General features: G+C 61.8%; 21 protein-coding genes and 1 tRNA gene. 5 read left to right on the top strand and 17 right to left on the bottom strand.

Annotated elements, in window-relative coordinates; genetic code table 11:
* Window positions 1-5 precede the first annotated feature (5 nt).
* Entirely contained in the window at window positions 6-233 is a 228-nt protein-coding gene (locus tag R4P64_RS20655; RefSeq protein WP_033234609.1) for a PLDc N-terminal domain-containing protein, read from the top strand.
* Here the strand turns inward: R4P64_RS20655 and R4P64_RS20650 are convergent.
* From R4P64_RS20650 to R4P64_RS20625, 6 genes are all read right to left on the bottom strand, one after another.
* Window positions 221-1,180, bottom strand: a complete 960-nt coding sequence (locus R4P64_RS20650; protein ID WP_033234473.1) for an antibiotic biosynthesis monooxygenase — start codon at window positions 1,178-1,180, stop codon at window positions 221-223. The genes R4P64_RS20655 and R4P64_RS20650 overlap by 13 nt on opposite strands.
* A 1-nt stretch (window position 1,181) precedes the next feature.
* Window positions 1,182-2,582, bottom strand: coding sequence for an amidohydrolase family protein (locus tag R4P64_RS20645; protein WP_045069441.1), 1,401 nt, complete (start codon window positions 2,580-2,582; stop codon window positions 1,182-1,184).
* A 51-nt stretch (window positions 2,583-2,633) separates the two neighbouring features.
* Window positions 2,634-3,398, bottom strand: coding sequence for a CPBP family intramembrane glutamic endopeptidase (locus R4P64_RS20640; RefSeq protein ID WP_033234475.1), 765 nt, complete (start codon window positions 3,396-3,398; stop codon window positions 2,634-2,636).
* Window positions 3,399-3,504: 106 nt separating this feature from the next.
* A complete protein-coding gene (locus R4P64_RS20635; RefSeq protein WP_317822468.1) occupies window positions 3,505-3,978 on the bottom strand; it encodes a VOC family protein in 474 nt (157 codons plus the stop codon).
* 70 nt (window positions 3,979-4,048) lie between these two features.
* Window positions 4,049-5,056, bottom strand: a complete 1,008-nt coding sequence (locus R4P64_RS20630) for an alpha/beta hydrolase family protein (RefSeq protein WP_317822466.1) — start codon at window positions 5,054-5,056, stop codon at window positions 4,049-4,051.
* Between the two features lie 10 nt (window positions 5,057-5,066).
* A complete protein-coding gene (locus R4P64_RS20625) occupies window positions 5,067-6,089 on the bottom strand; it encodes an alpha/beta hydrolase (RefSeq protein WP_045069435.1) in 1,023 nt (340 codons plus the stop codon).
* Between the two features lie 172 nt (window positions 6,090-6,261).
* Here R4P64_RS20625 and R4P64_RS20620 point away from each other — a divergent pair, with 172 nt between their 5' ends.
* Complete coding sequence (locus tag R4P64_RS20620; protein WP_045069433.1) at window positions 6,262-7,959, top strand: fumarate hydratase; 1,698 nt, start codon at window positions 6,262-6,264, stop codon at window positions 7,957-7,959.
* 61 nt (window positions 7,960-8,020) lie between these two features.
* On the opposite strand, the gene R4P64_RS20615 is transcribed toward R4P64_RS20620, so the two are convergent.
* The 7 genes from R4P64_RS20615 to R4P64_RS20585 all read right to left on the bottom strand — a co-directional run bounded on the left by R4P64_RS20615 (window position 8,021) and on the right by R4P64_RS20585 (window position 12,680).
* On the bottom strand, window positions 8,021-8,371 hold the full coding sequence (locus R4P64_RS20615; RefSeq protein ID WP_095888522.1) for a hypothetical protein: 351 nt from the start codon (window positions 8,369-8,371) through the stop codon (window positions 8,021-8,023).
* A gap of 52 nt (window positions 8,372-8,423) precedes the next feature.
* On the bottom strand, window positions 8,424-8,987 hold the full coding sequence (locus R4P64_RS20610) for a mismatch-specific DNA-glycosylase (protein ID WP_317822465.1): 564 nt from the start codon (window positions 8,985-8,987) through the stop codon (window positions 8,424-8,426).
* Between the two features lie 12 nt (window positions 8,988-8,999).
* Entirely contained in the window at window positions 9,000-10,337 is a 1,338-nt protein-coding gene (locus R4P64_RS20605; protein WP_317822463.1) for a WS/DGAT domain-containing protein, read from the bottom strand.
* Between the two features lie 32 nt (window positions 10,338-10,369).
* Complete coding sequence (locus R4P64_RS20600; RefSeq protein WP_092807175.1) at window positions 10,370-10,846, bottom strand: SRPBCC family protein; 477 nt, start codon at window positions 10,844-10,846, stop codon at window positions 10,370-10,372.
* A gap of 79 nt (window positions 10,847-10,925) precedes the next feature.
* Window positions 10,926-11,270, bottom strand: a complete 345-nt coding sequence (locus R4P64_RS20595; protein WP_258190642.1) for a VOC family protein — start codon at window positions 11,268-11,270, stop codon at window positions 10,926-10,928.
* A 20-nt stretch (window positions 11,271-11,290) separates the two neighbouring features.
* A complete protein-coding gene (locus R4P64_RS20590; protein WP_033234484.1) occupies window positions 11,291-11,674 on the bottom strand; it encodes a phage holin family protein in 384 nt (127 codons plus the stop codon).
* Between the two features lie 40 nt (window positions 11,675-11,714).
* Window positions 11,715-12,680, bottom strand: a complete 966-nt coding sequence (locus R4P64_RS20585; protein ID WP_317822460.1) for an L-lactate dehydrogenase — start codon at window positions 12,678-12,680, stop codon at window positions 11,715-11,717.
* Between the two features lie 109 nt (window positions 12,681-12,789).
* On the opposite strand from R4P64_RS20585, the gene R4P64_RS20580 reads away from it, so the two are divergent.
* Window positions 12,790-13,632, top strand: coding sequence for a PE-PPE domain-containing protein (locus R4P64_RS20580; RefSeq protein ID WP_033234611.1), 843 nt, complete (start codon window positions 12,790-12,792; stop codon window positions 13,630-13,632).
* Window positions 13,633-13,658: 26 nt separating this feature from the next.
* Here the strand turns inward: R4P64_RS20580 and R4P64_RS20575 are convergent, their stop codons facing one another.
* Entirely contained in the window at window positions 13,659-14,585 is a 927-nt protein-coding gene (locus tag R4P64_RS20575) for a glycoside hydrolase family 43 protein (protein WP_317822556.1), read from the bottom strand.
* 562 nt (window positions 14,586-15,147) lie between these two features.
* Window positions 15,148-15,220 (bottom strand) — tRNA-His (locus R4P64_RS20570).
* A gap of 190 nt (window positions 15,221-15,410) precedes the next feature.
* On the opposite strand from R4P64_RS20570, the gene R4P64_RS20565 reads away from it, so the two are divergent.
* On the top strand, window positions 15,411-16,382 hold the full coding sequence (locus tag R4P64_RS20565) for a pseudouridine synthase (RefSeq protein ID WP_317822458.1): 972 nt from the start codon (window positions 15,411-15,413) through the stop codon (window positions 16,380-16,382).
* An 85-nt stretch (window positions 16,383-16,467) separates the two neighbouring features.
* Here the strand turns inward: R4P64_RS20565 and ychF are convergent, their stop codons facing one another.
* Both ychF and R4P64_RS20555 read right to left on the bottom strand, forming a co-directional pair.
* The gene (gene ychF / locus R4P64_RS20560; protein ID WP_033234488.1) at window positions 16,468-17,547 is read right to left on the bottom strand and encodes a redox-regulated ATPase YchF; all 1,080 of its coding nucleotides are present in this window, start codon (window positions 17,545-17,547) and stop codon (window positions 16,468-16,470) included.
* A gap of 70 nt (window positions 17,548-17,617) precedes the next feature.
* On the bottom strand, window positions 17,618-18,061 hold the full coding sequence (locus R4P64_RS20555; RefSeq protein ID WP_033234489.1) for a CD225/dispanin family protein: 444 nt from the start codon (window positions 18,059-18,061) through the stop codon (window positions 17,618-17,620).
* 92 nt (window positions 18,062-18,153) lie between these two features.
* Between R4P64_RS20555 and R4P64_RS20550 the strand changes: the two genes are divergently transcribed.
* The gene (locus tag R4P64_RS20550; protein ID WP_033234612.1) at window positions 18,154-19,731 is read left to right on the top strand and encodes an FMN-binding glutamate synthase family protein; all 1,578 of its coding nucleotides are present in this window, start codon (window positions 18,154-18,156) and stop codon (window positions 19,729-19,731) included.
* Window positions 19,732-19,832: the final 101 nt, after the last annotated feature.

Below are 19,832 nucleotides of genomic sequence, written 5' to 3'. Positions count from 1 at the left end.
ATGTCATGAGCCGCAACAAGAAGTCATGGAGTGAACTCTCACCGCGCCAACGACGCATTGTGATCGTGATGGGGTCGATCCAGTCGATTCTGGCAATCGCCGCCTGGGCCGATCTCGCGAAGCGCGATCGTGCGGCGGTCAACGGCAGTAAGGCCAAATGGGCAGCGATCATCGCGATCAACTTTTTCGGACCGATCACGTACTTCCGGCGCGGCAGGATTCAGTCGAAGTAGTCCCAGAACTGCAACCACTTCACGGAAGCGAACAGCCCGAGCGTCCCGGCATATATCGCCAGGACAGCGGCGGTGCCGAGGACGTTCGTGCGTAGTTTCGCTCCGTCGAACGGGTCGAGCCATCGACCGAACCGACGCGTCGCCGCCGGCATCAGGAACCACGTCATCGCCCCAACGCTGACGATCTGGCTCAGCCACATCGACAGCCAGGGCGGTGCGCCGATCCCGTCGAGCACCGGACCGAGAAATCGCGACAACGTCATCACTGTCGGGTAGAGGACCAGAAGAATGATCATCGCGGTCTTCCAGTTCGGAGTCGCCCGCGTCTGCCCGTTCTCGGTGCGCAAGATCGTGCCGAACGGGGTCGAGCGCACGGATTCGGTGAAGTCTTCCGCCAACTCCTCGCGAAGCGCAGGCAACACCGCCGCCCGCTGCTCCGATCGCATCCACGCGGACAGTTGCGGTTCCGTCCGGAAGCGCAGAACCGATTGCCACCGCGTCGCATCGGCAGTCGAGCACAGCAGCAATGCACTCTCGTACCCCGAGAAACGCGAACTTTCCGCGATCAGGCGATGCTGGGTCCGCAGAAATTCGTCTTGCCGTCCGGCGACAACCGTGTGGTCGTACACGCCGATGCCGGGCGGCGGCACAGCATCGTCCACCAGGACAAGGTCCGAACTCTTGGCCCGGACCCCGCGCGCCACACCGTCCTCCACGACGCGTGCATGCTCAGGAGAGTCGAGCCAGCCATGCAGCTCGTCGACGCCGGAAAAGGTATGGGACACACCGTAATCGGAAAGCTCTGAACCGTCACTGACTGCGCTGCCGAGATAACCCCGAGCCGATTTTGCCGTTACGACGGCCTGAGCGGCCCACTCAGCGAACAGCTCGTCGCCACCGTTCTCGGGGCGGTGATAGGCCGTGACAACCGTCGCCGAACCGGACACGTCAGGTCGACACCCTGCGACCCTGGACGTACACGTGCGAGATCGCCGGCTCACGCATCGCCATCAACAATCCGAACAGAGTTTGATCACGCGCCAGAATCGGATCAGGCGACCGCGTGCCGAAGTTGATCAGACTGCCCAGCGCCGGCCACCCGGCCGGATCAACGACGAGGAAATCTGCCTCTTTACCGGCGTCGAGGTTTCCGATCCGGTTCTCCATGTCCAGCGCACGCGCTCCGGCCAGTGTTCCCGTGAACAGCAATTCGGCCGGGTGGAGCGAAAGCGCGCTGTCGCCCTCCTCCGAGATGTGCACTTTGAAAGCGTCGCCCAGAACCCGCGACAGGAGGAATTCGTCGCCGCCGCCGAAGTCCGAACCGATCGCGATGTTGACTCCCGCCGCCACCGTTCGCTTCCACGGCATCGTGCCGGAACCGAGGAACTGCTGCGACGTCGGGCAATGAGCAATCGACGTCCCGGTCTCCGCCATCCGAGCCAATTCGGAATCCTGGCAGTGGACGGAGTGCGCAAGAATTGCGCGGGGTCCGAGGAAAGACTTGCCACCGACTTCGGAGCCTGGCAGGAACTTGCCGTCGTACGTATCGAGGTACGACTGAACCTGGTAACGCTCGAGCGTCGTCGCCACTTCGCCTGTGCCCGGCCTGTTGTTCTCGTTGAGGTGACTGTGGAAGTACACGCCACGGCCTCGCACCGAGTCGTACAACTCCCCCAGATTCTTCAAGGTCTCCGCCGTCACGGCCAGGGAAAACCGCGGTACGACGGCAACGTGCAGGAGAGCAGTGTCAACGTCACCGGTGTCCGCACCGTGCCACCGATCGATCTCGTCGCGGGTCAGCGTGATCGCGTCGTCCTCGGACGTGATGAGCGCGGCTGCAGATTCGGGCCCCGTGGTTTGGATGCCACGGCCGCTGACGAGGCGAAGCCCGGTTCGCTGAGTTTCCGCGAACAGCGCGTCCTGCGCATGCGGAAAAGCGGAACCGAAGACCATTGCCGCGGTAGTTCCGGTGGCTATCCGGCGAGCGCAGAACGCGGCAGCGGCGTGCGCGGCAAATTCCGGATCGGCCAATCGTGATTCCGAGGGGAACACGCAGAGATCGAGCCACTCGAGTAGTTGTCCACCGCCGTAGGCGTCACCGGCGTAGATCTGCGGAAAGTGAACGTGAGTGTCGATGAATCCGGGGAGCAGAAACCCTGGGCGATGATCGTGGACGTCGCCGCCGTGCAGATGCTGCGGCAACGCGTCGAATTCACCACAGAAAGCCACAACACCGGCGTCGTCGATCGCGAGCACACCGTCGGGGAGGGAGACGAGCGCGTCGGCCGCGCCCTCGACCGTCGGGCTACCGGAAATGTGGAAGATATGGCCCCGATGCAGCTGTATCACTCATTGAGCAAATCACAGTCGCGGCGATACCGCGCGTTCGAATTGTCCGGATCAGTTCATGGTGGCGTGCCACACGAACGCTGCGGCCAAAGCGCCCGCGCCGTTCAGGGACCAGTGCAATGCGATGGGCGCAAGAAGACTGCCACTTCGATGGCGAAGCCAGGTGAAGACGAGACCGGCCGCTGCGGTGGCCAGAACCGCGCCGAGAATACCGGCGATCTGTCCGACGACCCCATTACCGAGGAAGCCGGACAGCCCCGCGTTTCCACTGGTCAGACCCATCGACGACGCGATGTGCCACAGCCCGAACGTCAACGAACCCGCTGCGGCGACGCCCCGGAAGCCACTGACCCGGTTAAGCGTCCCGTGCAGGACACCGCGGAAGGCCAATTCCTCCGGAATGACGGTCTGCAGGGGAATGATGATCATCGACGCGATGATGGCGCCCGAAATGGTTGCGTAACGATCAGCCATGAAGAACGGCCTGGTCAGCGGTAGCAACGCGCCGACGGCCACGACAGTCAGAACAAGTCCGACTGCGATGAGTGCGTACTTCGAACCGCTTTTGAGATGCTTCGGGGACAGGCCCAACTCCGCCCAGCCCAGCCCTCTGCGCTTGCTCATCGCGAGCAGCACAAGCGCCGAGATCGGAACCGTCGCGATGCTCGCCCACACCGTGGTGAAGTGCGCAATCAGATTGGTTCCCACCAGAACCGCGATGACCACCGCGATGTCGATGTACGCGTGGACGCGAGGACGCGAGGTAGACGGGGCCGTGTTCAGGACAGCAGCATCGGACACGGTTGAAAAACTCATATAAGGCCGTCACCCATCGCCGCAGTTAGCTGAAAATTCACTCATTCAAGTGTACCGACGGCGCTGATGTGCCCGCCAGGTTTGCGTCGACACTCACAGTCGACTCTCAGAGTGCGGCACGTTCGAGTTCTGCCACGTCGATCTTCTTCATCTGCATCATCGCGTCCATCACACGCTGGGCTTTTGCGCGATCGGGATCCTGCATCAATTCGATCAATCGGTTCGGCACCACCTGCCACGACAGACCGAACTTGTCCTTGAGCCAACCGCACTGGCTTTCCTCACCGCCCTCGGTCAGAGCCGACCAGTAGTGGTCGACTTCAGCCTGGTCGGCGCACGGAATCTCGAACGACACCGCCTCCGAGAATTTGAACATCGGTCCGCCGTTCAACCCGGTGAACCGCTGTCCGTCGAGTTCGAACACCACCGTCATGACCGACCCTGCCGGTTGACCGGACGGCGATCCCTCGCCGTATCGCTCGATTCCGATGATTTTCCCTTTGCCGAAAACCGAGATGTAGAACTGTGCTGCTTCCTCCGCTTGCGTGTCGAACCACAGGCACGGGGTGATCGAGGGCATGACTACTCCTTAGGTCGGGACGGTCTTCACAGGGATAGACCGTCGCGGCCGCCGGAAATCATCGGGTAGTTCAGTCGAACAGAGCCGACTCGATCACCGGCCAGGAACGCGCCAGTTCGTCGGACCAATACGGCCAACCGTGTGTGCCCACCGGTTGCGCGCTGCGCGTGACGTCGACGCCGTGACTGCGGAGCACACCGGAAATCTGGTCGGTACACAGATTGGCGCCAAGTTCCATGACACCACCGACGACAACGACCCGAGCAAGGTCGGGCGTCTCGAGTGTTTCGTGGGGACCCGGCAATCCTGTGCCCGATGACAGGTACACCTTTGTGCCGCGAAGCTTGTCCGCGTTGGCAAAGATGTCGTGCTCGCGCCACGCGGGGCTGTCCACCGGACCCCACATCTGCTCCGATGTGGCCATTCCGTTGATGACAACAAGGTCCGTCAGAGCCTTACCGAATCCACCCACCGTCGTGTAGCACCCACTGTAGGCAGCTACCCCGTCGTACAGATCCGGTGCCCGCTGGGCCAGCATGAGCGCGGCCTCGGCCCCCATCGAGATGCCACCGATCGCGTTGCGCCCACTGGTGTCGAACGCCCCGTCGATCAAGGGCGGCAATTCCTTGGTCAGGAATGTCTCCCACTTGAGCTTGCCGAATTTCGGGTGGTCTTCCTGCCAATCGGAGTACATGGTTCCGGTTCCGCCGATCGGCGCAACCACAAAAACGTTCTTGTCCGCGAAGAACTCCCGAGCATTGCCCTTCGTCGGTTCGAACCAGTTGTTGTCCTCGATCTGGCCCGAGTTTCCGTCGAGCAGGTACAGAACGGGCCGAGGCTCCGAACTATCGGCCGGGAGAAACACCCGCACGGCCATCGTGCGGCCCATCGCCGGACTGTCGACGTCGAGCAGCACTTCCCGCTCCGACACCGAAGTGGTCGCGGCGATTCGCGGCGACGCATCGGCGGACACGGTTTGTGCCGGCGGCGCTGCTTCGTCCGCGCTCGCAACGATCGGGAGAGCCACGACCGACGCCAGCGACACGGCACACGCCAGTGCGATCTGAGACATACGCATGCAAAAGTCCTTACAAGCCGAGGGACGCGGCAAACATCGGCCACGAATCGTGCAGGTCGTCCTGCCAGTAGCCCCACGAGTGGGTACCGGCCGGTTTGATGTTGTATCGGATGTTATCCATGCCCAGTGCGGTGGTGCGATCCGCCAACTGCATTGTGCAGAAATGTGTCGCAGCTTCGATGCCCCCACCCAGAGCCAGCGTCGCTGCCAGCACCGCGACGTCGTTGTCGATTCGCGGATCTGCCAACGTGTCGTACGGGCCGGGGATGCCCGTTGCGGTCGTGATGTACATCGGAATTCGCGGTAGCTTCTCCGCATTCACCACCGGATCGTGCGCAACCCACGCTGGGTCGTTGTACGGCCCCCACATGTTCTCGGGGTTACCCCCACCGATCCCGACGACCACTTTGACGAAATCCTGTCCCGGACCGGGACTGGTCATCGCGCAGCCACTGAACGAAGCGACGCTGTTGTAGACCGTCGGCGCACTCATCGCCAGATTCAACACCGACGTACCCGCCATCGAGATCCCCCCGAGTGCGTTCTCGCCCGTCGTATCGAAGTACTCGTCGATCACGTGCGGCAATTCCGACGTGAGAAACGTGGTCCACCTGTTCACGCCGTTGTTGTCGTTGATCTGTGCGAGCCCCGGATCCGGCCGCAACCAATCGGTGTAATAGCTGAACGCCCCGTCCAACGGAGTGACCACGTTGACGTGCTTGTCGGCGAAGAACTCCGGCACGTCGGTACGCACCGACCATGTCGCGTCGTTCTTCCCACCATCCACTCCGTTGAGCAGATACAGCGTCGGCGCGGGTGTCGACGTGTCGGCCGGACGAAGCACCTGGACCGGAATTCCGCGATCCATCGACGGTGAATACACGACGACGTCGACGAGACGGCCTTCCGCGGGTACGGCGCTGATCACGCGTGGACCGCCCGTCTCGGCCACTGCCGGCGACGACACGACAAAGAGAACGGTTGCGGCCGTCGCAGCACCGATCAATGCACGCGCTATGCGGATACCTCTCATGAATACGTCCCTCGAGTTGCCGAGCACAGATGGACATTATTGCCCGAAATGTTCCGTTTCGAGGGCAAACGACCCAGTCACGACTACCGTCCGACCGCCCGGCGTAATCGAGGAAAACCCCCAACGATAACCTGAACGAGACCTTCGCACGCACCCTTGTTCAGGAGAAAAGATGGCCGACTTCCTCTATGAGGACCTGTTGCCGATCGGTGAGGACACCACCGAGTACCGACTGCTCACCACTGAAGGGGTGTCGACAGTCGAAGGCCCGGACGGTCGGACCTTCCTGAAGGTCGAGCCCGAAGCGATGCGTCTGCTGACCGAAACGGCTCTGCACGACATCTCCCACTACCTGCGCACCGACCACCTGACGCAGCTGGCGAGCATCCTCGACGATCCCGAAGCGTCCAACAACGACAAGTTCGTTGCTCTCGATCTCCTGAAGAACGCAAACATCGCAGCCGCTGGTGTTCTCCCGATGTGCCAGGACACCGGTACCGCCATCGTCATGGGCAAGCGCGGACAGCACGTATTGACCCCCGGTGACGACGAGCAGGCCATCGCCCGCGGTGTGTACGACGCCTACACACGCCTCAACCTGCGTTACTCGCAGAACGCCCCCATCACGATGTGGGACGAGAAGAACACCGGAAACAACCTCCCCGCGCAGATCGAGCTGTACGCCGATACTGCTGCCGGACACGAGAACTCGTACAAATTCCTGTTCATGGCCAAGGGCGGCGGCAGCGCAAACAAGTCCTACCTGTACCAGGAAACCAAAGCGATCCTGAACCCCGACTCGATGATGCAGTTCCTCGAGGCAAAGATCCGCTCGCTCGGTACCGCAGCGTGCCCGCCGTACCACCTCGCGATCGTCGTCGGTGGCACGTCTGCCGAGTTCGCGATGAAGACGGCCAAGTACGCGTCCGCGCACTACCTCGACGAGCTCCCCACCGAAGGCGCCATCACGGGCCGCGGCTTCCGCGATCACGAACTCGAGAAGAAGGTCTTCGAGCTCACGCAGAAGATCGGCATCGGCGCACAGTTCGGCGGTAAGTACTTCTGCCACGACGTCCGCGTCGTCCGTCTCCCCCGCCACGGCGCTTCGCTGCCCGTTGCCATTGCCGTGTCGTGCTCCGCAGACCGTCAGGCCAAGGCCAAGATCACGCCCGAAGGTGTCTTCCTCGAGCAGCTCGAATTCAACCCGGGCCGTTTCCTGCCCGAGGTCACCGACGCGCAGCTCGACTCCGAAACCGACGGAATCTCCGGAACCGGCAAGGGCGCAGCGGTCAAGATCGACCTCACCAAGCCCATGGCCGAGATCCTCGCCGAGCTGTCCAAGCACCCGGTGAAGACGCGTCTGTCGCTCACCGGTCCGTTGGTCGTGGCCCGCGACATCGCGCACGCCAAGATCAAAGAGCGCCTCGACGCCGGCGAGGAAATGCCGCAGTACCTCAAGGATCACCCGGTGTACTACGCCGGACCTGCCAAGACTCCGGACGGAATGGCCTCCGGTTCCTTCGGCCCGACCACCGCCGGTCGCATGGACTCGTACGTCGAGCAGTTCCAGGCCGCTGGTGGCTCGATGATCATGCTGGCCAAGGGAAACCGGTCCAAGCAGGTCACCGACGCGTGCAACACGCACGGCGGTTTCTACCTCGGATCCATCGGCGGACCGGCGGCTCGTCTGGCCCTCGACTGCATCAAGAAGGTCGACATCCTCGAGTACGCCGAACTGGGCATGGAAGCCGTCTGGAAGATCGACGTCGAGGACTTCCCCGCGTTCATCGTCGTAGACGACAAGGGCAACGACTTCTTTGCCCATACCGGAGAGGTAACCCTGACGATCGGCAAGCGTCCGGGTCTGTAGACAGTCCAATAGCAAAGAGCCCCGGCGAATTCCGATTCGCCGGGGCTTGTTTGTGGGTTTGTCAGGTCCAGAGAGCAGCTACAAAAACAGTCACGACGGACAGTCCGCCGACCACGTGTACCAGGTTGGGGTTTGGCTGCCCCTTCTTCTGCCTGGCCCGCGTGATCTCCGCCAACGCGACGATGGCCAGTGAAAGTACAAGCTTCACAGCGATCTTCGCGTGAATGTAGTTCTTGTCCAGGGCGCCTTCGCCGAGTCCGACGATGATGAGACCGGACAGGAACTGGACGCGCGCGCCCCAAACCATGACCTCGGTGATCTTCGGAGCCTTCAGGACTGTGAAATAGCTACCGACAAGGGCCGCCATACCGAGCAGATGAATGACTACAAAGATATTGTAAAGAAAAGACATATCTGCACTGTAGCGCCTAGTTCACGCCGCTTTTACCGAACTCCGCTATCAGTTACAGGATTCCGGCATCCCTGGCCGCATCGCGGTATTTAGCGGCGAGCGTATCCACCGTTTCGTGCGCATTGAGCCCACTCGGATTGGGCACGATCCAGAGTTTCGCCCCCTCGAAATCATGGTCCTGATAGCCGGCCTTGGCTTTCTTGTTGCCGAAAGCTGTTCGATAGGCGGTGATCCCGGCGAAGGCAACAACAACAGGCTTGGTGTCCTGCACGACGTTTCGCACCCGAACTCCACCCGCCGCCAGCTCCTCCGGCGTCAATTCATCGGCGCGCGCCGTTGCCCGCACAGCGAGATTCGTGATGCCCACTCCCCGATCGATCAGGTGTTGCGTGTCTGCTGCCGACATACCGTCTGACGGATCTATCGGGCGTTCGATGATGCCTGCCCGCAACAACGCCGGATAGAAACGGTTACCCGGCCTCGCAAAATGCGCACCAGTTGCCGCCGTCCACAATCCCGGGTTGATACCCACGAACAGCAATCGGCAACCCGGTCCGATCAGATCGTCGATCTCGGCGTCGCGATACGACTCCAACTCCGCGCGCGTGAATCCCATAGTGCCAGTACATCAGACCCGTCGCGCAAAGGTATCGCGGACCTCGTCGATCGCGTCGTGCATCAACTGTTCGTAGTGATCGATATCCGCAATCGCCGACGGACTGGTTGTGATGCTGATGGTCACGGTGTCACCGATTCCATGGACACCGTGAGTGAGTGACATGACCGGCGACAGGCTCGGAAACCCTGCCGTGAATCGCACCGCTGCGCCGCCGAACACCAAGTCCGCGGCTCCGCGAGCAACACTCGACACCACCGTATTACCCGTCACCGTCTCGGGAATCGCGGTGAAGTCGTATTGCTGCACGCCCCAACGAATCAGCGGCCCCGGCACAGTCTCGAGCGCCCGGTCCGACGCCGCACTGGATGGATGCGCTGCTCGCGCTCGGCGCTCGGCCAGCGATTCCGTGATGCGTTCGGCTCGCTCGCGAAGATCGGCCACCTCCGGAAACAGACCGACACCTGCGTTACGGAAGTGGTTGCGCGATTTCGGTTTTCCATCCTTCGCGATAGTGACCTCCGCGCCCAACTCAGGAGGAACGACGCCATCGGCGGCCAGTAGGTAGTTGGTCATGGCCACCGAGATAGCCGTCATCGCCCCCACTGTCACGGAGACCCCGTCGGCTCGGAGATCCACCGCGTCGCGCACGACCATCCGAACAAGCCTGTGCGCATCCGGGGCGATGTTCGAGGTAACCTTCGGACGGTTCGGGGCCTGCGGCGCAACAACTCCCGACTCGGTATCGGCCTGGAGTTGCAGCTGAGCCTGATGACCCGCGCGGCCGTCGCGAAACAGTCGGTAGATCTGGCTGGGCAGGCGCAGTGCCGCCCGGGCGAGTATTTCTACCGAACTGATCGAGCGTCTGTCGATCTCTGTGCTTTTCGGCTCGTCTGCCGAGAACAGCGTGCGGGCAACAGCACTCGCCCGCTTGCCGTCCGCCAGCGAATGAGCCACTTGCAGAACGGCAATCAACGCAGGGCCGTCGCAGCGCGGTGCGCCGCGCACGCCTTCGAAAAGATGCAGCAGCCAGGGTGTCGCGCGCGGATTGACGTGGTTCTCGAGCAACACCTCGATCGCGTTGATGCACTGCTCCCACGAAGAGTCGGGAAGTCGATGCGTCACGACCAACGACTGGTCGACCGGCATCGGTTCCCACAGCGGATAATCCAGATGCCACGGCACTTCACGAATCCGCACGCACAGATCCGGAATCGACGACGCACGATCGAGGACCGCGCGTCGTACATCCTCGAGCGATTTTGATTGCCCCTCGAAGCAGTACAGCAGGAGTTGATCGTTGGGGATCTTTTCCGAAATCCAGAAAGTTTGGGCGTCGGTGGGCGTCATCCGTAACACCGGGTGACGGTACCACCGCGGCATCAGCCCTTTTCGGCTTCGGCTTTCAACTGTGCAAGGCCCTTCTCGAAGTCCTTGCCCACCATCTTGTCCATGCTGAAAACGAATCCGAAAATCTTGAAGAAGAAGTTCTTCTTCCCTGTCATTTGCCATGTCACCCGAGTCGAACTGTCCTGCGGTTCGAGAAGAAACGTCGTGACGTTCTGCGCTTTGAACGGTTTGAGGAAGGAAAGATCCAAGACAACACGGCTACCCGGCACCGATTCGGTGATCTTCATCGAGCCTGAACCGGCCTTTTTGTTGCCAGACCAGGCGTACGACGCACCAACACCGGAATCCGGTCCCGAGTATGTCCGCTGCATCGCCGGGTCCAGTCCTTCCCACGGGGACCAGGTGGTCCAGCGGTGGAAGTCGTTGATCAGATCGAAGACTGTGGCAGCCTCCGCATTGATCACAGCGGAGCGTTCGACAAGAAACTCGTCGGAATTCGGTGAAGCCATAGTCGTCTCTCCAGAAGTTCTCGGGGCGATCAGTCTGACGGAATTATCCACCGTGACGCTGCCGCCGTCGAGACAGAACTCAATCGCGCAGGCACAGGCAGAAGTGATGGCCGACCGGGTCGCGGTAGACCCGGAAAGTCGGATGCTCCGCAATCCCGTCGACGCGTTGCGCTCCGAGGCTCAGTACCCACTCCTCGGCCGGGTCGAAAGCCTCTACCAGGAGATCGAGGTGGATTCCCACACCCACCTTCGGCCAGTCCACCGGAACAAAACCCGGGGCAAGTTGAAACGCGAGTCGTTGACCTGGCAGGCCTTCGATGACGTGCCAATCATCCTCCGCGCGAACAATTCTCCATCCGAGAACCTGTTCGTAGAAGCGTGCCAGCGCAGCCGGATCCGGACAGTCCAGGACTGTGTAGTCCATTCCGATATCCGGGTGCATCGCTAAGCCTTCTTCTCCGCAACTTTCTTACGCACGAAGATGAGTGGCAGCAGCAGAGTCGCGAGGGCCGTGACAAGCCACACGAGGACCGTGCTCATAATCCACGTCGACACACCGGTGATTGTCAGCCCGCCGAAAATCGATGCGATCAGCAGAGCGACGAAAGTCGAGACCAACCCGATTCCGCCGAGGAATGCCGGCGCGTGGCGCTTAGCCATTTTGGCGATGAACGGCGACAGGACCGACTGCGCGATCGCAAAGATGACAACCGCCGTGATGAAACCCGACGCGCTCACAGAAAACCCCGAAAGCAACCACGTCGCAACAAGAAGTCCGACCGCGGCAGACCCGAGGAATATCGCGGCGCGAATCAGAAAACTAATCATTAACCGATCCTATATGCCCGATATACGTCACGGCAGCACTTCACAATCCGACAGAATCCTGAACGTCGCGCAATGCCCGCGCCGACGCATGCAGACCCTCGCGTTCACCTTCCGACAACGGCACCTCCAGCACTCGGCCGGCTCCGCCGCCACCAACCAGCGTTGGCAACGACAGACATACCCCTTCGAGGTCGTGCACCCCGTTCTGCAGGGTCGAAATCGGCAGCACCCGCTGCTCGTCGCGCAACACCACCTCCACCATGAAGGCGCTCGACAATCCGATGGCCAGATTGGTCGCGCCCTTGCCCTCGATGATCTGATACGCGCTTTGCACCACCGCGGTCGCGACCTCGTCACGGATCGCGCTGTCGAGTGTGTTCCCCGAAGGACCCACAAATGCCGTCGCCGGAACCCCGCCGATGGTGGCGCTGGACCACAAAGGAATTTCGGAGTCCCCATGCTCGCCAACGATGAACGCGTGCACATTCTCGACCGCCACGCCCAACTTCGACGCCATGAGAAAGCGCAGGCGTGCCGTGTCCAGCACCGTCCCGGATCCGAAGATCCGATGCCGATATGGCCGACCCGCGGCCTGAACCGCCGCGTACGTCGCGATGTCGACGGGATTGCTGACAAAAAGAATGATTGCTTCGGGCGACTGCGAGAGAAGTTGCTCCGTCAAGGTCTGCACGATCTTGACGTTGACCGCCGCCAACTCGAGACGGGACTGGCCGGGTTTCTGTTTGGCTCCGGCTGTCACTACAACCAGATCGGACCCTGCGGTGACCGCGATGTCGTCACCACCGTCCACCGAACACGGTGGGGTGAACTGAGTGCCGTGGTTGAGATCGAGCACTTCCGCTCGCACCTTCGCGGCGTTTGTGTCGTAGAGGGCCAGTACGTCCGCTGATCCGCGAATGAGGCACGCATAGGCGATAGCCGTGCCGACACTGCCGGCGCCGACGATGGAAACCTTCTTCTTCCGAGAGCGATATGCCGTCGTCATAGCTTTGATGGTGCGCCCTTTATAACGATTCTGCAGGATATCGGGATTGCCAGCGTTCTCTCAGGCTTTGATCGCAGACCTCTCAGAATCGCCGTAGACCATGGTGAACATGACAGAGGTAACGGTTTTTGCAGTCGGCGGCACCGGCGAGTCGTACGACGGTGACACCCGCACCCACGTTGTCGGACTACTGAGCGCTGTCACACGTGAACTCGACGATCGGTTCGACGCGAAGTGGGTGAGTTACCCCGCATCGTACGGACCTGTTGCCGACGGCGGCTCCAGTTTTCGCCGGAGCACCGAAATGGGCGCCCGGGCACTCTTGGCAGCTCTCGCCGAGGTCCGCGGACCCGTCATGCTCATCGGATACTCCCAGGGATGCTCGGTTATTCGCGCCGCCCTGCCAGAAGCGAACGGCAGCAACATCATCGGGATCGGGCTGATCTCCGATCCGCAGCAACCAGTGGGGGTTCTCCCAGGTTGCGACGGGTACGGCGTCGCCGGCGACGGACCTGAAATTCCGTCCTGGATTCCGGCCAAGTGGATCGGGCATCCGCAGGACTTGATCTGCAATGCCAGCGACGACAGCTACATTCGCGACATCGCCGACCTCACCGGCTGGATGTCCTTCACCCAAGCGCGAGTGTGGGCGAACAAGGTGTGGGAACTACTCCGCAGCAACACATTTCAGAACGCGCAGAAGACTCGCTTCAGCCCGAGCCAATGGCGCAAAGATCTACGACGCCTACGCACCGCCTTCCTCGAAGTCCTCGGATACCTACCGAGCCTTGTGAGCTGGCGACGCTTTCAGATCCGGAACCCCCGTGGCGGCCGGCATGTCAGCTATGCGAGCGAGGCCTTCGACGCCAGCGGACGCACGGGTTGCCAAGTGCTGGCTGATTGGATGACGGCACAGGCTCAGGACGTCAGGGAGCACGTCCCCGCAGCCTGAATCTGCAGCCCTGCGGGTAGGCGCCGCTACGCCGACTCTCTCATCACTCCGATATGGCGCACCGTCCCGGACAGACCCGGAAGCTCTTGCGCGTCAGACCACGTGCTCAACCCATCCGTGCTGTCGGAATAGAGATACTTCCCCTCGGTATAGGCGTCGAGATAGAGCCGCCAGGTGCCGTCCGGCAACTGAGCCAAGGCTGGGCCCTCCACCAAGGTGCCCCAATTTCCCGGCGGGACAAAGGAATAGGGTCCCGTCGCCGACGGCGCGACCGCATGCTCGATGACCTTCTTCGTCTCGTTCTTGGTGAACGCATGATAGGTCGATCCCACCTTGACCACGGTGGTGTCGATGTGGTCCGCACCGATCCCGGCGAGCGGAACAGGCAGGCTCCACAACCGCAGCGACGGTTCCAGTGCCGTCATCAGATACGGCACAAATCCTCCACCGGTCGACATAGACACGATGACGTTGACGCGGCCGCCGTCGACGAACCACTCGGGCGCCCAGGCTTTGGTGACGAACGGTGACAACGACGGGCCGTCGCTGAAGCCGGCCGACCCCGAGAAACCCGGCGGGCTCGCTGAACCCGTGCCGTCCCCGGTGCCTGGCATGAAGGCACAGCAGAACGGGAGTGAATAGTTCGCCAGAGGTGTCCAGGTGATGCGGTCGCTACTGCGTGCGAAGCCGATACTCGTTCCGCCCGTTGTGTAGGTGAGGTAATACATTCCGTCTGTATTCCGGAAGATGCTCGGATCACGTACCAGCCCGGACGGGGGCCGATACGCCGACGGTTTGACGAGTTGGAATCCAGTGCCGTCCGCGGACTCGAATACATCCATGTCGCGATCGCTGGCATTGCTGAACGCCACCATTGTGTATCGCCAGGCGGGCGGTTCGGCGCCGCTGGCCGGGGCTGCGACGAGCAATCCCGCGACAACAAGCATCACCATCGATACAGCAGAAAGGACGGTCCGTTTTGTCGGATTCACCGGTGAAGTATCTACGACAACAGGCGAACCATGCGCAACTTTGACCGCAGGTGTCGCTGGATCGTTACCGACGATGGCGAGGACGCCGTTATAGGTACCTGGATAGGTAGTTCAGCGGATGTCTCCAGCCGTCCCCCGCCCGCATTCTGAATCGGTACTTATTCAGGCGATGAAAGGCGACTTCAGGTGATGACCTTGGCGGATCAGCTGGACAACTGTGAATACCTACTGGCTGACGCGGAACTCACCGGCAACGGGGATGCAGTCCGGAGGTTCAGGGAACATCGCCTCAGGTTGGTCGAACAGCTGTCCCGGCTGAGGGCCTCGGGTCGTCGCGTGTAGGAATCGGACGCGCATGTCCGACGCCGCAGGGCGATTATGCGTACGCGCGGCTGATCATCCACGCGAGCGCATAATCGCCCTGCGGATTCAACTTCCTCAAACTGGCAACACGAGGACACACGACAATTCAGTGGGGTTCTTCAGACTCTGGCCGAAGCCCCCGTTGCGTATCTGAGCTGAGTCCCTCTGGGCGGTTACGATCCGCCGTCGCCCGAGTCACAGTCGGGTGCTCTCACCAATTGAGCTACAGAAGGTATGGACCGCAGCGCTTTTCGACCGCGATCGTGTGTGTCGAACCCATACGGACCCTTCTGTGGTTCGCGCTACTGATTTTCGACTCGAAGATCTCTGGGTGGCCACCGCTCCGAGATGGATCTCGGCGTCCCCGCGGGGACGTCTCCGTCAAGGCCCACACCGAATCACCGCTGATCAGCAGTCGATGGGATGATGACCTGCGTGTCCATGTCCCCACCGCTGCCCGTCAAGAACGGAGTTGGCCCGACGCGCCTACGCATCCCACCGTCCGGGCCGTGGGCGACGATCGCCGAGTACGTCGTGGCGAAGTTCGACCATCTGGACGCCGAAAACCTGTATCGGCGGTTCGACGACGGCGAGTTCGTGGGTATCGACGGCCACCCGATCTGCCGGAGCACCGAGCTCAGCGCGCACCGGTTCGTCTGGTACTACCGCGAGTTACCGGCGGAGGACCCGGTGCCGTTCCACGAGGAGATCCTGCACGTCGACGACGACCTCGTCGTGATCGACAAGCCACATTTTCTCCCGACCACCCCCAGTGGGCGCTACCTGCGCGAGTCTGCGCTTGTCCGACTGCGGGTCCGCCTCGACAACCCAGATCTGACCCCGATCCATCGACTCGACCGCGGCACCGCAGGCGTGGTGATGTTCTCGGCCCGCCCCGCGACGCGCGGCGCGTACCAGTCACTGTTCGAGAAGCGGCAGGTCACGAAGGTCTACGAGGCGGTGTCGGCGCGACCGCCCTGGTGGGTCCAGGGCGCACCGGGGCTCAGCGAATCCAACGGTCCCCTCGTCTACCGCAACCACATCGAAGCTCGGCGCGGCGAGTTGCGGGTCCTCGTCGACGACAGCCGTGAACCTAACTCCGAGACCATGATCGAGGCGCGAGGGACGGGCGTGAGCGCCTCCGGACGTACTGTGCTGCACACGGTTCTACGTCCGCAATCCGGACGGATGCACCAGTTGCGGGTGCATTTGGCGGCTCTCGGCGCCGGGATCCTGGGCGACCGGCGATACCCCGACCTGTTGCCCGACGCCCCGGACGATCATTCCCTCCCACTCCAATTGCTCGCGCGGGAACTCGAATTCAACGATCCGTTGTCGGGGAAAGCGCGGCGGTTTGTCACACGTCGGACGCTCAGCGAAATTCCAGCAGGGTGAGGACCAGACGCCGCAGGGCGATTATGCATACGCGCGGCTGATAACCCACGCGAGCGCATAATCGCCCTGCGACAGTACGGCGGATTTAGACGTTGAAGCGGAACTCCACCACATCACCGTCGGCCATGATGTAGTCCTTACCCTCCATGCGGACCTTGCCGGCAGCCTTGGCTGCGGCCATGGAACCCGCCTCGACGAGGTCGTCGAAGGACACGATTTCAGCCTTGATGAAGCCTCGCTCGAAGTCGGTGTGAATGACGCCGGCAGCCTGGGGCGCGGTATCGCCCTTGTGGATGGTCCAGGCGCGCGCTTCCTTCGGACCGGCCGTCAGGTAGGTCTGCAGCCCGAGGGTGTGGAAGCCGGTGCGTGCGAGAGCGTGCAGGCCGGGCTCGGTCTGACCGATCGAGTCGAGCATTTCCTGGCGGTCTTCCTCGTCCAGCTCGAGGAGTTCCTGCTCGACCTTTGCATCGAGGAACACGGCGTCGGCCGGAGCGACGGATGCGCGCAGTTCTTCGACCTTCGCTGCGTCGGTGAGCACAGACTCGTCGGCGTTGAAAACGTAGAGGAAGGGCTTGGTGGTGAGCAGGCTCAGTTCACGCAGCAGCGAGAAGTCGAGCTTGTCCTTGACGCTGAAGAGCGTCGTGCCCTCGTTGAGGAAGGCCTGAGCCTTGAGTGCCTCGTCGTGGGCCGGCTTGAGCTCTTTGTTCTTGCGAGCTTCCTTGTCCAGACGCGGGAGAGCCTTCTCGAGCGTCTGCATGTCTGCGATCACGAGCTCGGTCTCGATGACCTCGATATCGGAGGCGGGGTCGACCTTGCCGTCGACGTGAATGACGTCGTCGTCGGCGAAAACGCGCACTACCTGGCAGATTGCGTCAGCTTCACGAATGTTGGCGAGGAACTTGTTTCCAAGGCCTGCGCCCTCGGAGGCGCCCTTCACGATTCCGGCGATGTCGACGAACGACACGGTCGCGGGAAGGATGCGCTCGGAGCCGAAGATCTCGGCGAGCTTCTGCAGCCGCGGATCGGGCAGCTCGACCAGGCCGACGTTGGGTTCGATGGTCGCGAACGGGTAGTTCGCAGCCAACACGTCGTTGTTGGTCAGTGCATTGAAAAGGGTGGACTTGCCGACGTTGGGCAGTCCGACGATTCCGAGGGTAAGGCTCACGATCTGTGGATTCTACGGCCTCGCGGCGACGCGACGGGTACTCGCCCCACCGTCACGTCGCCGCAGGTGATCAGTTGTAGTTGTAGTTGTCGACGGACGCCACGACCGCGACCAGGAAGATGACGTAGAACGCGATCAGCAGAATCCATCCGATGACAGCGATCAAGAGCGCGATCTGTCCGAGCTTCTTCACCCGCTCCGACGCGTACTGCGCGCCCTGGTGATCGCCCATCGCCCACTTCGGGTAGATATCGTGCAGATGATTGAACGCGGCAAACGCGACGGGCCAGAAGAAGATGATCGCGGCGACGGCCCAACCTGCATTCGATTTCGGCGGACCGTATTGAGGCTGCGCGTAGGACTGTGGGGCGGCATACTGCTGCGGCGTGCCGTACTGCTGACCTGACGGATACTGCTCGGTCGGGTACTGCTGATACTGCTGACCGGCGTTGCCCGATTGGTCGTAACTCGGTGTCTCGCCGTAAGTCGGTTTAGGTTCCTGCGGTTCGGTCATCGTTCCCCCAAAAATTCGGTTTAAGTTCCTCTACTGCAGAACCTAACGGAAGCAGGCGTTGCCGTGTCGTAGTGAGCGCCTACGCTCGCGGTGTGACCCGGATGCTGATCGTGCTCGCCATATGGATAGTTGGCCTCGGAGCCGCGACGCTTGCGAGCGTCGTCGTCCCGGGGTGGTGGGTGATCGCTGTCGTCGCGCTCGCTCTGGCAGTGGTGGGCACGTACGACCTGAGTCAACGGCGGCACAGCATTCTGCGCAACTATCCCGTCATCGGACACGCCCGCTTTCTGCTCGAAAAGATTCGACCGGAGATTCAGCAGTACTTCGTCGAATCATCCACCGATGGAACGCCATTCGATCGCGAGACACGCGATCTGGTCTACGAACGCGCCAAAGGCACTCTGGCCGAGGAACCGTTCGGGACCGAGCGCGACGTCAATGCAATCGGCTACGAGTTCATGACACATTCGATCCGGGCCCGCAAGGCCCCCGACACTATTCCGCGAGTGCGTCTCGGCGGACGCGATTGCACCAAACCGTACGACATCGCTCTTCTGAACGTCTCCGCGATGAGCTTCGGGTCGTTGTCCGCCAACGCAATCGAGGCACTCAACGCCGGCGCCGCGAAGGGCGGATTTGCCCACGACACCGGCGAAGGAGCCATCAGTCCGTATCACCGCAAACACGGCGGCGATCTGATCTGGGAAATCGCGTCGGGATACTTCGGATGCCGAACCGCTGACGGGCAATTTGATCCGGACCGCTTTGCCGAGCGTGCGGCTCTCGACCAGGTGAAGGCCATCTCGATCAAGCTCTCGCAGGGCGCCAAGCCCGGATTGGGTGGGGTACTTCCCGGAGTCAAGGTCACCCCCGAAATCGCCGACACCCGAGGCGTTCCCGTCGGCCAGACCGTCATATCGCCGCCTGCGCACACCACATTCAGTACCCCTGTCGAACTGGTCGACTTCGTTCACACTCTGCGGACATTGTCCGGCGGCAAGCCGGTCGGACTGAAACTCTGTGTGGGCTCGCGTCGTGAGTTCCTCGGCATCTGCAAGGCGATGATCGAGCGCGGCGTCACGCCCGACTTCATCATCGTCGACGGTTCCGAGGGCGGAACCGGAGCAGGTCCGGTCGAGTTCGAGGACCACATGGGTATGCCGCTGACCGAGGGATTGATGTTGGTCCACAATGCGTTGGTGGGGACGGGATTACGGGGTCTCGTGAAGGTCGGCGCGTCCGGCAAGGTTGCCAGCGGCTCCGACATCGTCAAACGCATCATTCAGGGAGCCGATTTCACGATGGCCGCCCGCGCCATGATGTTTGCCGTTGGCTGTATTCAGGCCCAGATGTGCCACACCAACCGCTGTCCCGTCGGCGTTGCGACTCAAGACCCGGCCCGCACCCGCGCCCTCGACATCCCCGACAAGAGCGAACGCGTGTATCGATTCCAGAAGGCAACCGTCGCAAGCGCGCAACAGATGATCGCGTCGATGGGTATCGACTCCTTCGATCAGCTGGAACCGGCGATGCTCAACCGCCGGATCGACGGCCTCACAACCCGGACGTATGCCGATCTCTTCGACTGGCTCATGCCTGGCGAACTCCTCGACTCCCCGCCACAAAGCTGGCTCACCGACTGGATCGACGCCGACGCCCATCGATTCTGAAATACCGGCCAGGTGCCGCGCGGATTCACTCTTCTAGTCCTACAGTGACAGATGGCCCGCTGTGACGGCGGCCACATCTGAACTAGTGGACGGAGTTCGAC

Origin of the sequence: Rhodococcus sp. IEGM 1366, from assembly GCF_033142425.1 — a bacterium.
Taxonomy (GTDB): domain Bacteria; phylum Actinomycetota; class Actinomycetes; order Mycobacteriales; family Mycobacteriaceae; genus Rhodococcus_F; species Rhodococcus_F globerula.
The sequence above is the reverse complement of the archived record's forward strand: the minus strand, read 5'-3'. Positions and strand labels throughout refer to the sequence as shown.

Bases quoted from the DNA above. Each gene is read 5' to 3' on its own strand.
- R4P64_RS20590 (WP_033234484.1), bottom strand. From the start codon at position 11,674: ATGATTAGTTTTCTGATTCGCGCCGCGATATTCCTCGGGTCTGCCGCG.
- R4P64_RS20640 (WP_033234475.1), bottom strand. From the start codon at position 3,398: ATGAGTTTTTCAACCGTGTCCGATGCTGCTGTCCTGAACACGGCCCCG.
- R4P64_RS20605 (WP_317822463.1), bottom strand. From the start codon at position 10,337: ATGACGCCCACCGACGCCCAAACTTTCTGGATTTCGGAAAAGATCCCC.
- R4P64_RS20620 (WP_045069433.1), top strand. From the start codon at position 6,262: ATGGCCGACTTCCTCTATGAGGACCTGTTGCCGATCGGTGAGGACACC.
- R4P64_RS20595 (WP_258190642.1), bottom strand. From the start codon at position 11,270: ATGGACTACACAGTCCTGGACTGTCCGGATCCGGCTGCGCTGGCACGC.
- R4P64_RS20655 (WP_033234609.1), top strand. From the start codon at position 6: ATGAGCCGCAACAAGAAGTCATGGAGTGAACTCTCACCGCGCCAACGA.
- R4P64_RS20580 (WP_033234611.1), top strand. From the start codon at position 12,790: ATGACAGAGGTAACGGTTTTTGCAGTCGGCGGCACCGGCGAGTCGTAC.
- R4P64_RS20565 (WP_317822458.1), top strand. From the start codon at position 15,411: ATGATGACCTGCGTGTCCATGTCCCCACCGCTGCCCGTCAAGAACGGA.
- R4P64_RS20625 (WP_045069435.1), bottom strand. From the start codon at position 6,089: ATGAGAGGTATCCGCATAGCGCGTGCATTGATCGGTGCTGCGACGGCC.
- R4P64_RS20630 (WP_317822466.1), bottom strand. From the start codon at position 5,056: ATGCGTATGTCTCAGATCGCACTGGCGTGTGCCGTGTCGCTGGCGTCG.
- R4P64_RS20635 (WP_317822468.1), bottom strand. From the start codon at position 3,978: ATGCCCTCGATCACCCCGTGCCTGTGGTTCGACACGCAAGCGGAGGAA.
- R4P64_RS20575 (WP_317822556.1), bottom strand. From the start codon at position 14,585: ATGGTGATGCTTGTTGTCGCGGGATTGCTCGTCGCAGCCCCGGCCAGC.
- R4P64_RS20600 (WP_092807175.1), bottom strand. From the start codon at position 10,846: ATGGCTTCACCGAATTCCGACGAGTTTCTTGTCGAACGCTCCGCTGTG.
- R4P64_RS20610 (WP_317822465.1), bottom strand. From the start codon at position 8,987: ATGGGATTCACGCGCGCGGAGTTGGAGTCGTATCGCGACGCCGAGATC.
- R4P64_RS20555 (WP_033234489.1), bottom strand. From the start codon at position 18,061: ATGACCGAACCGCAGGAACCTAAACCGACTTACGGCGAGACACCGAGT.
- R4P64_RS20615 (WP_095888522.1), bottom strand. From the start codon at position 8,371: ATGTCTTTTCTTTACAATATCTTTGTAGTCATTCATCTGCTCGGTATG.
- R4P64_RS20585 (WP_317822460.1), bottom strand. From the start codon at position 12,680: ATGACGACGGCATATCGCTCTCGGAAGAAGAAGGTTTCCATCGTCGGC.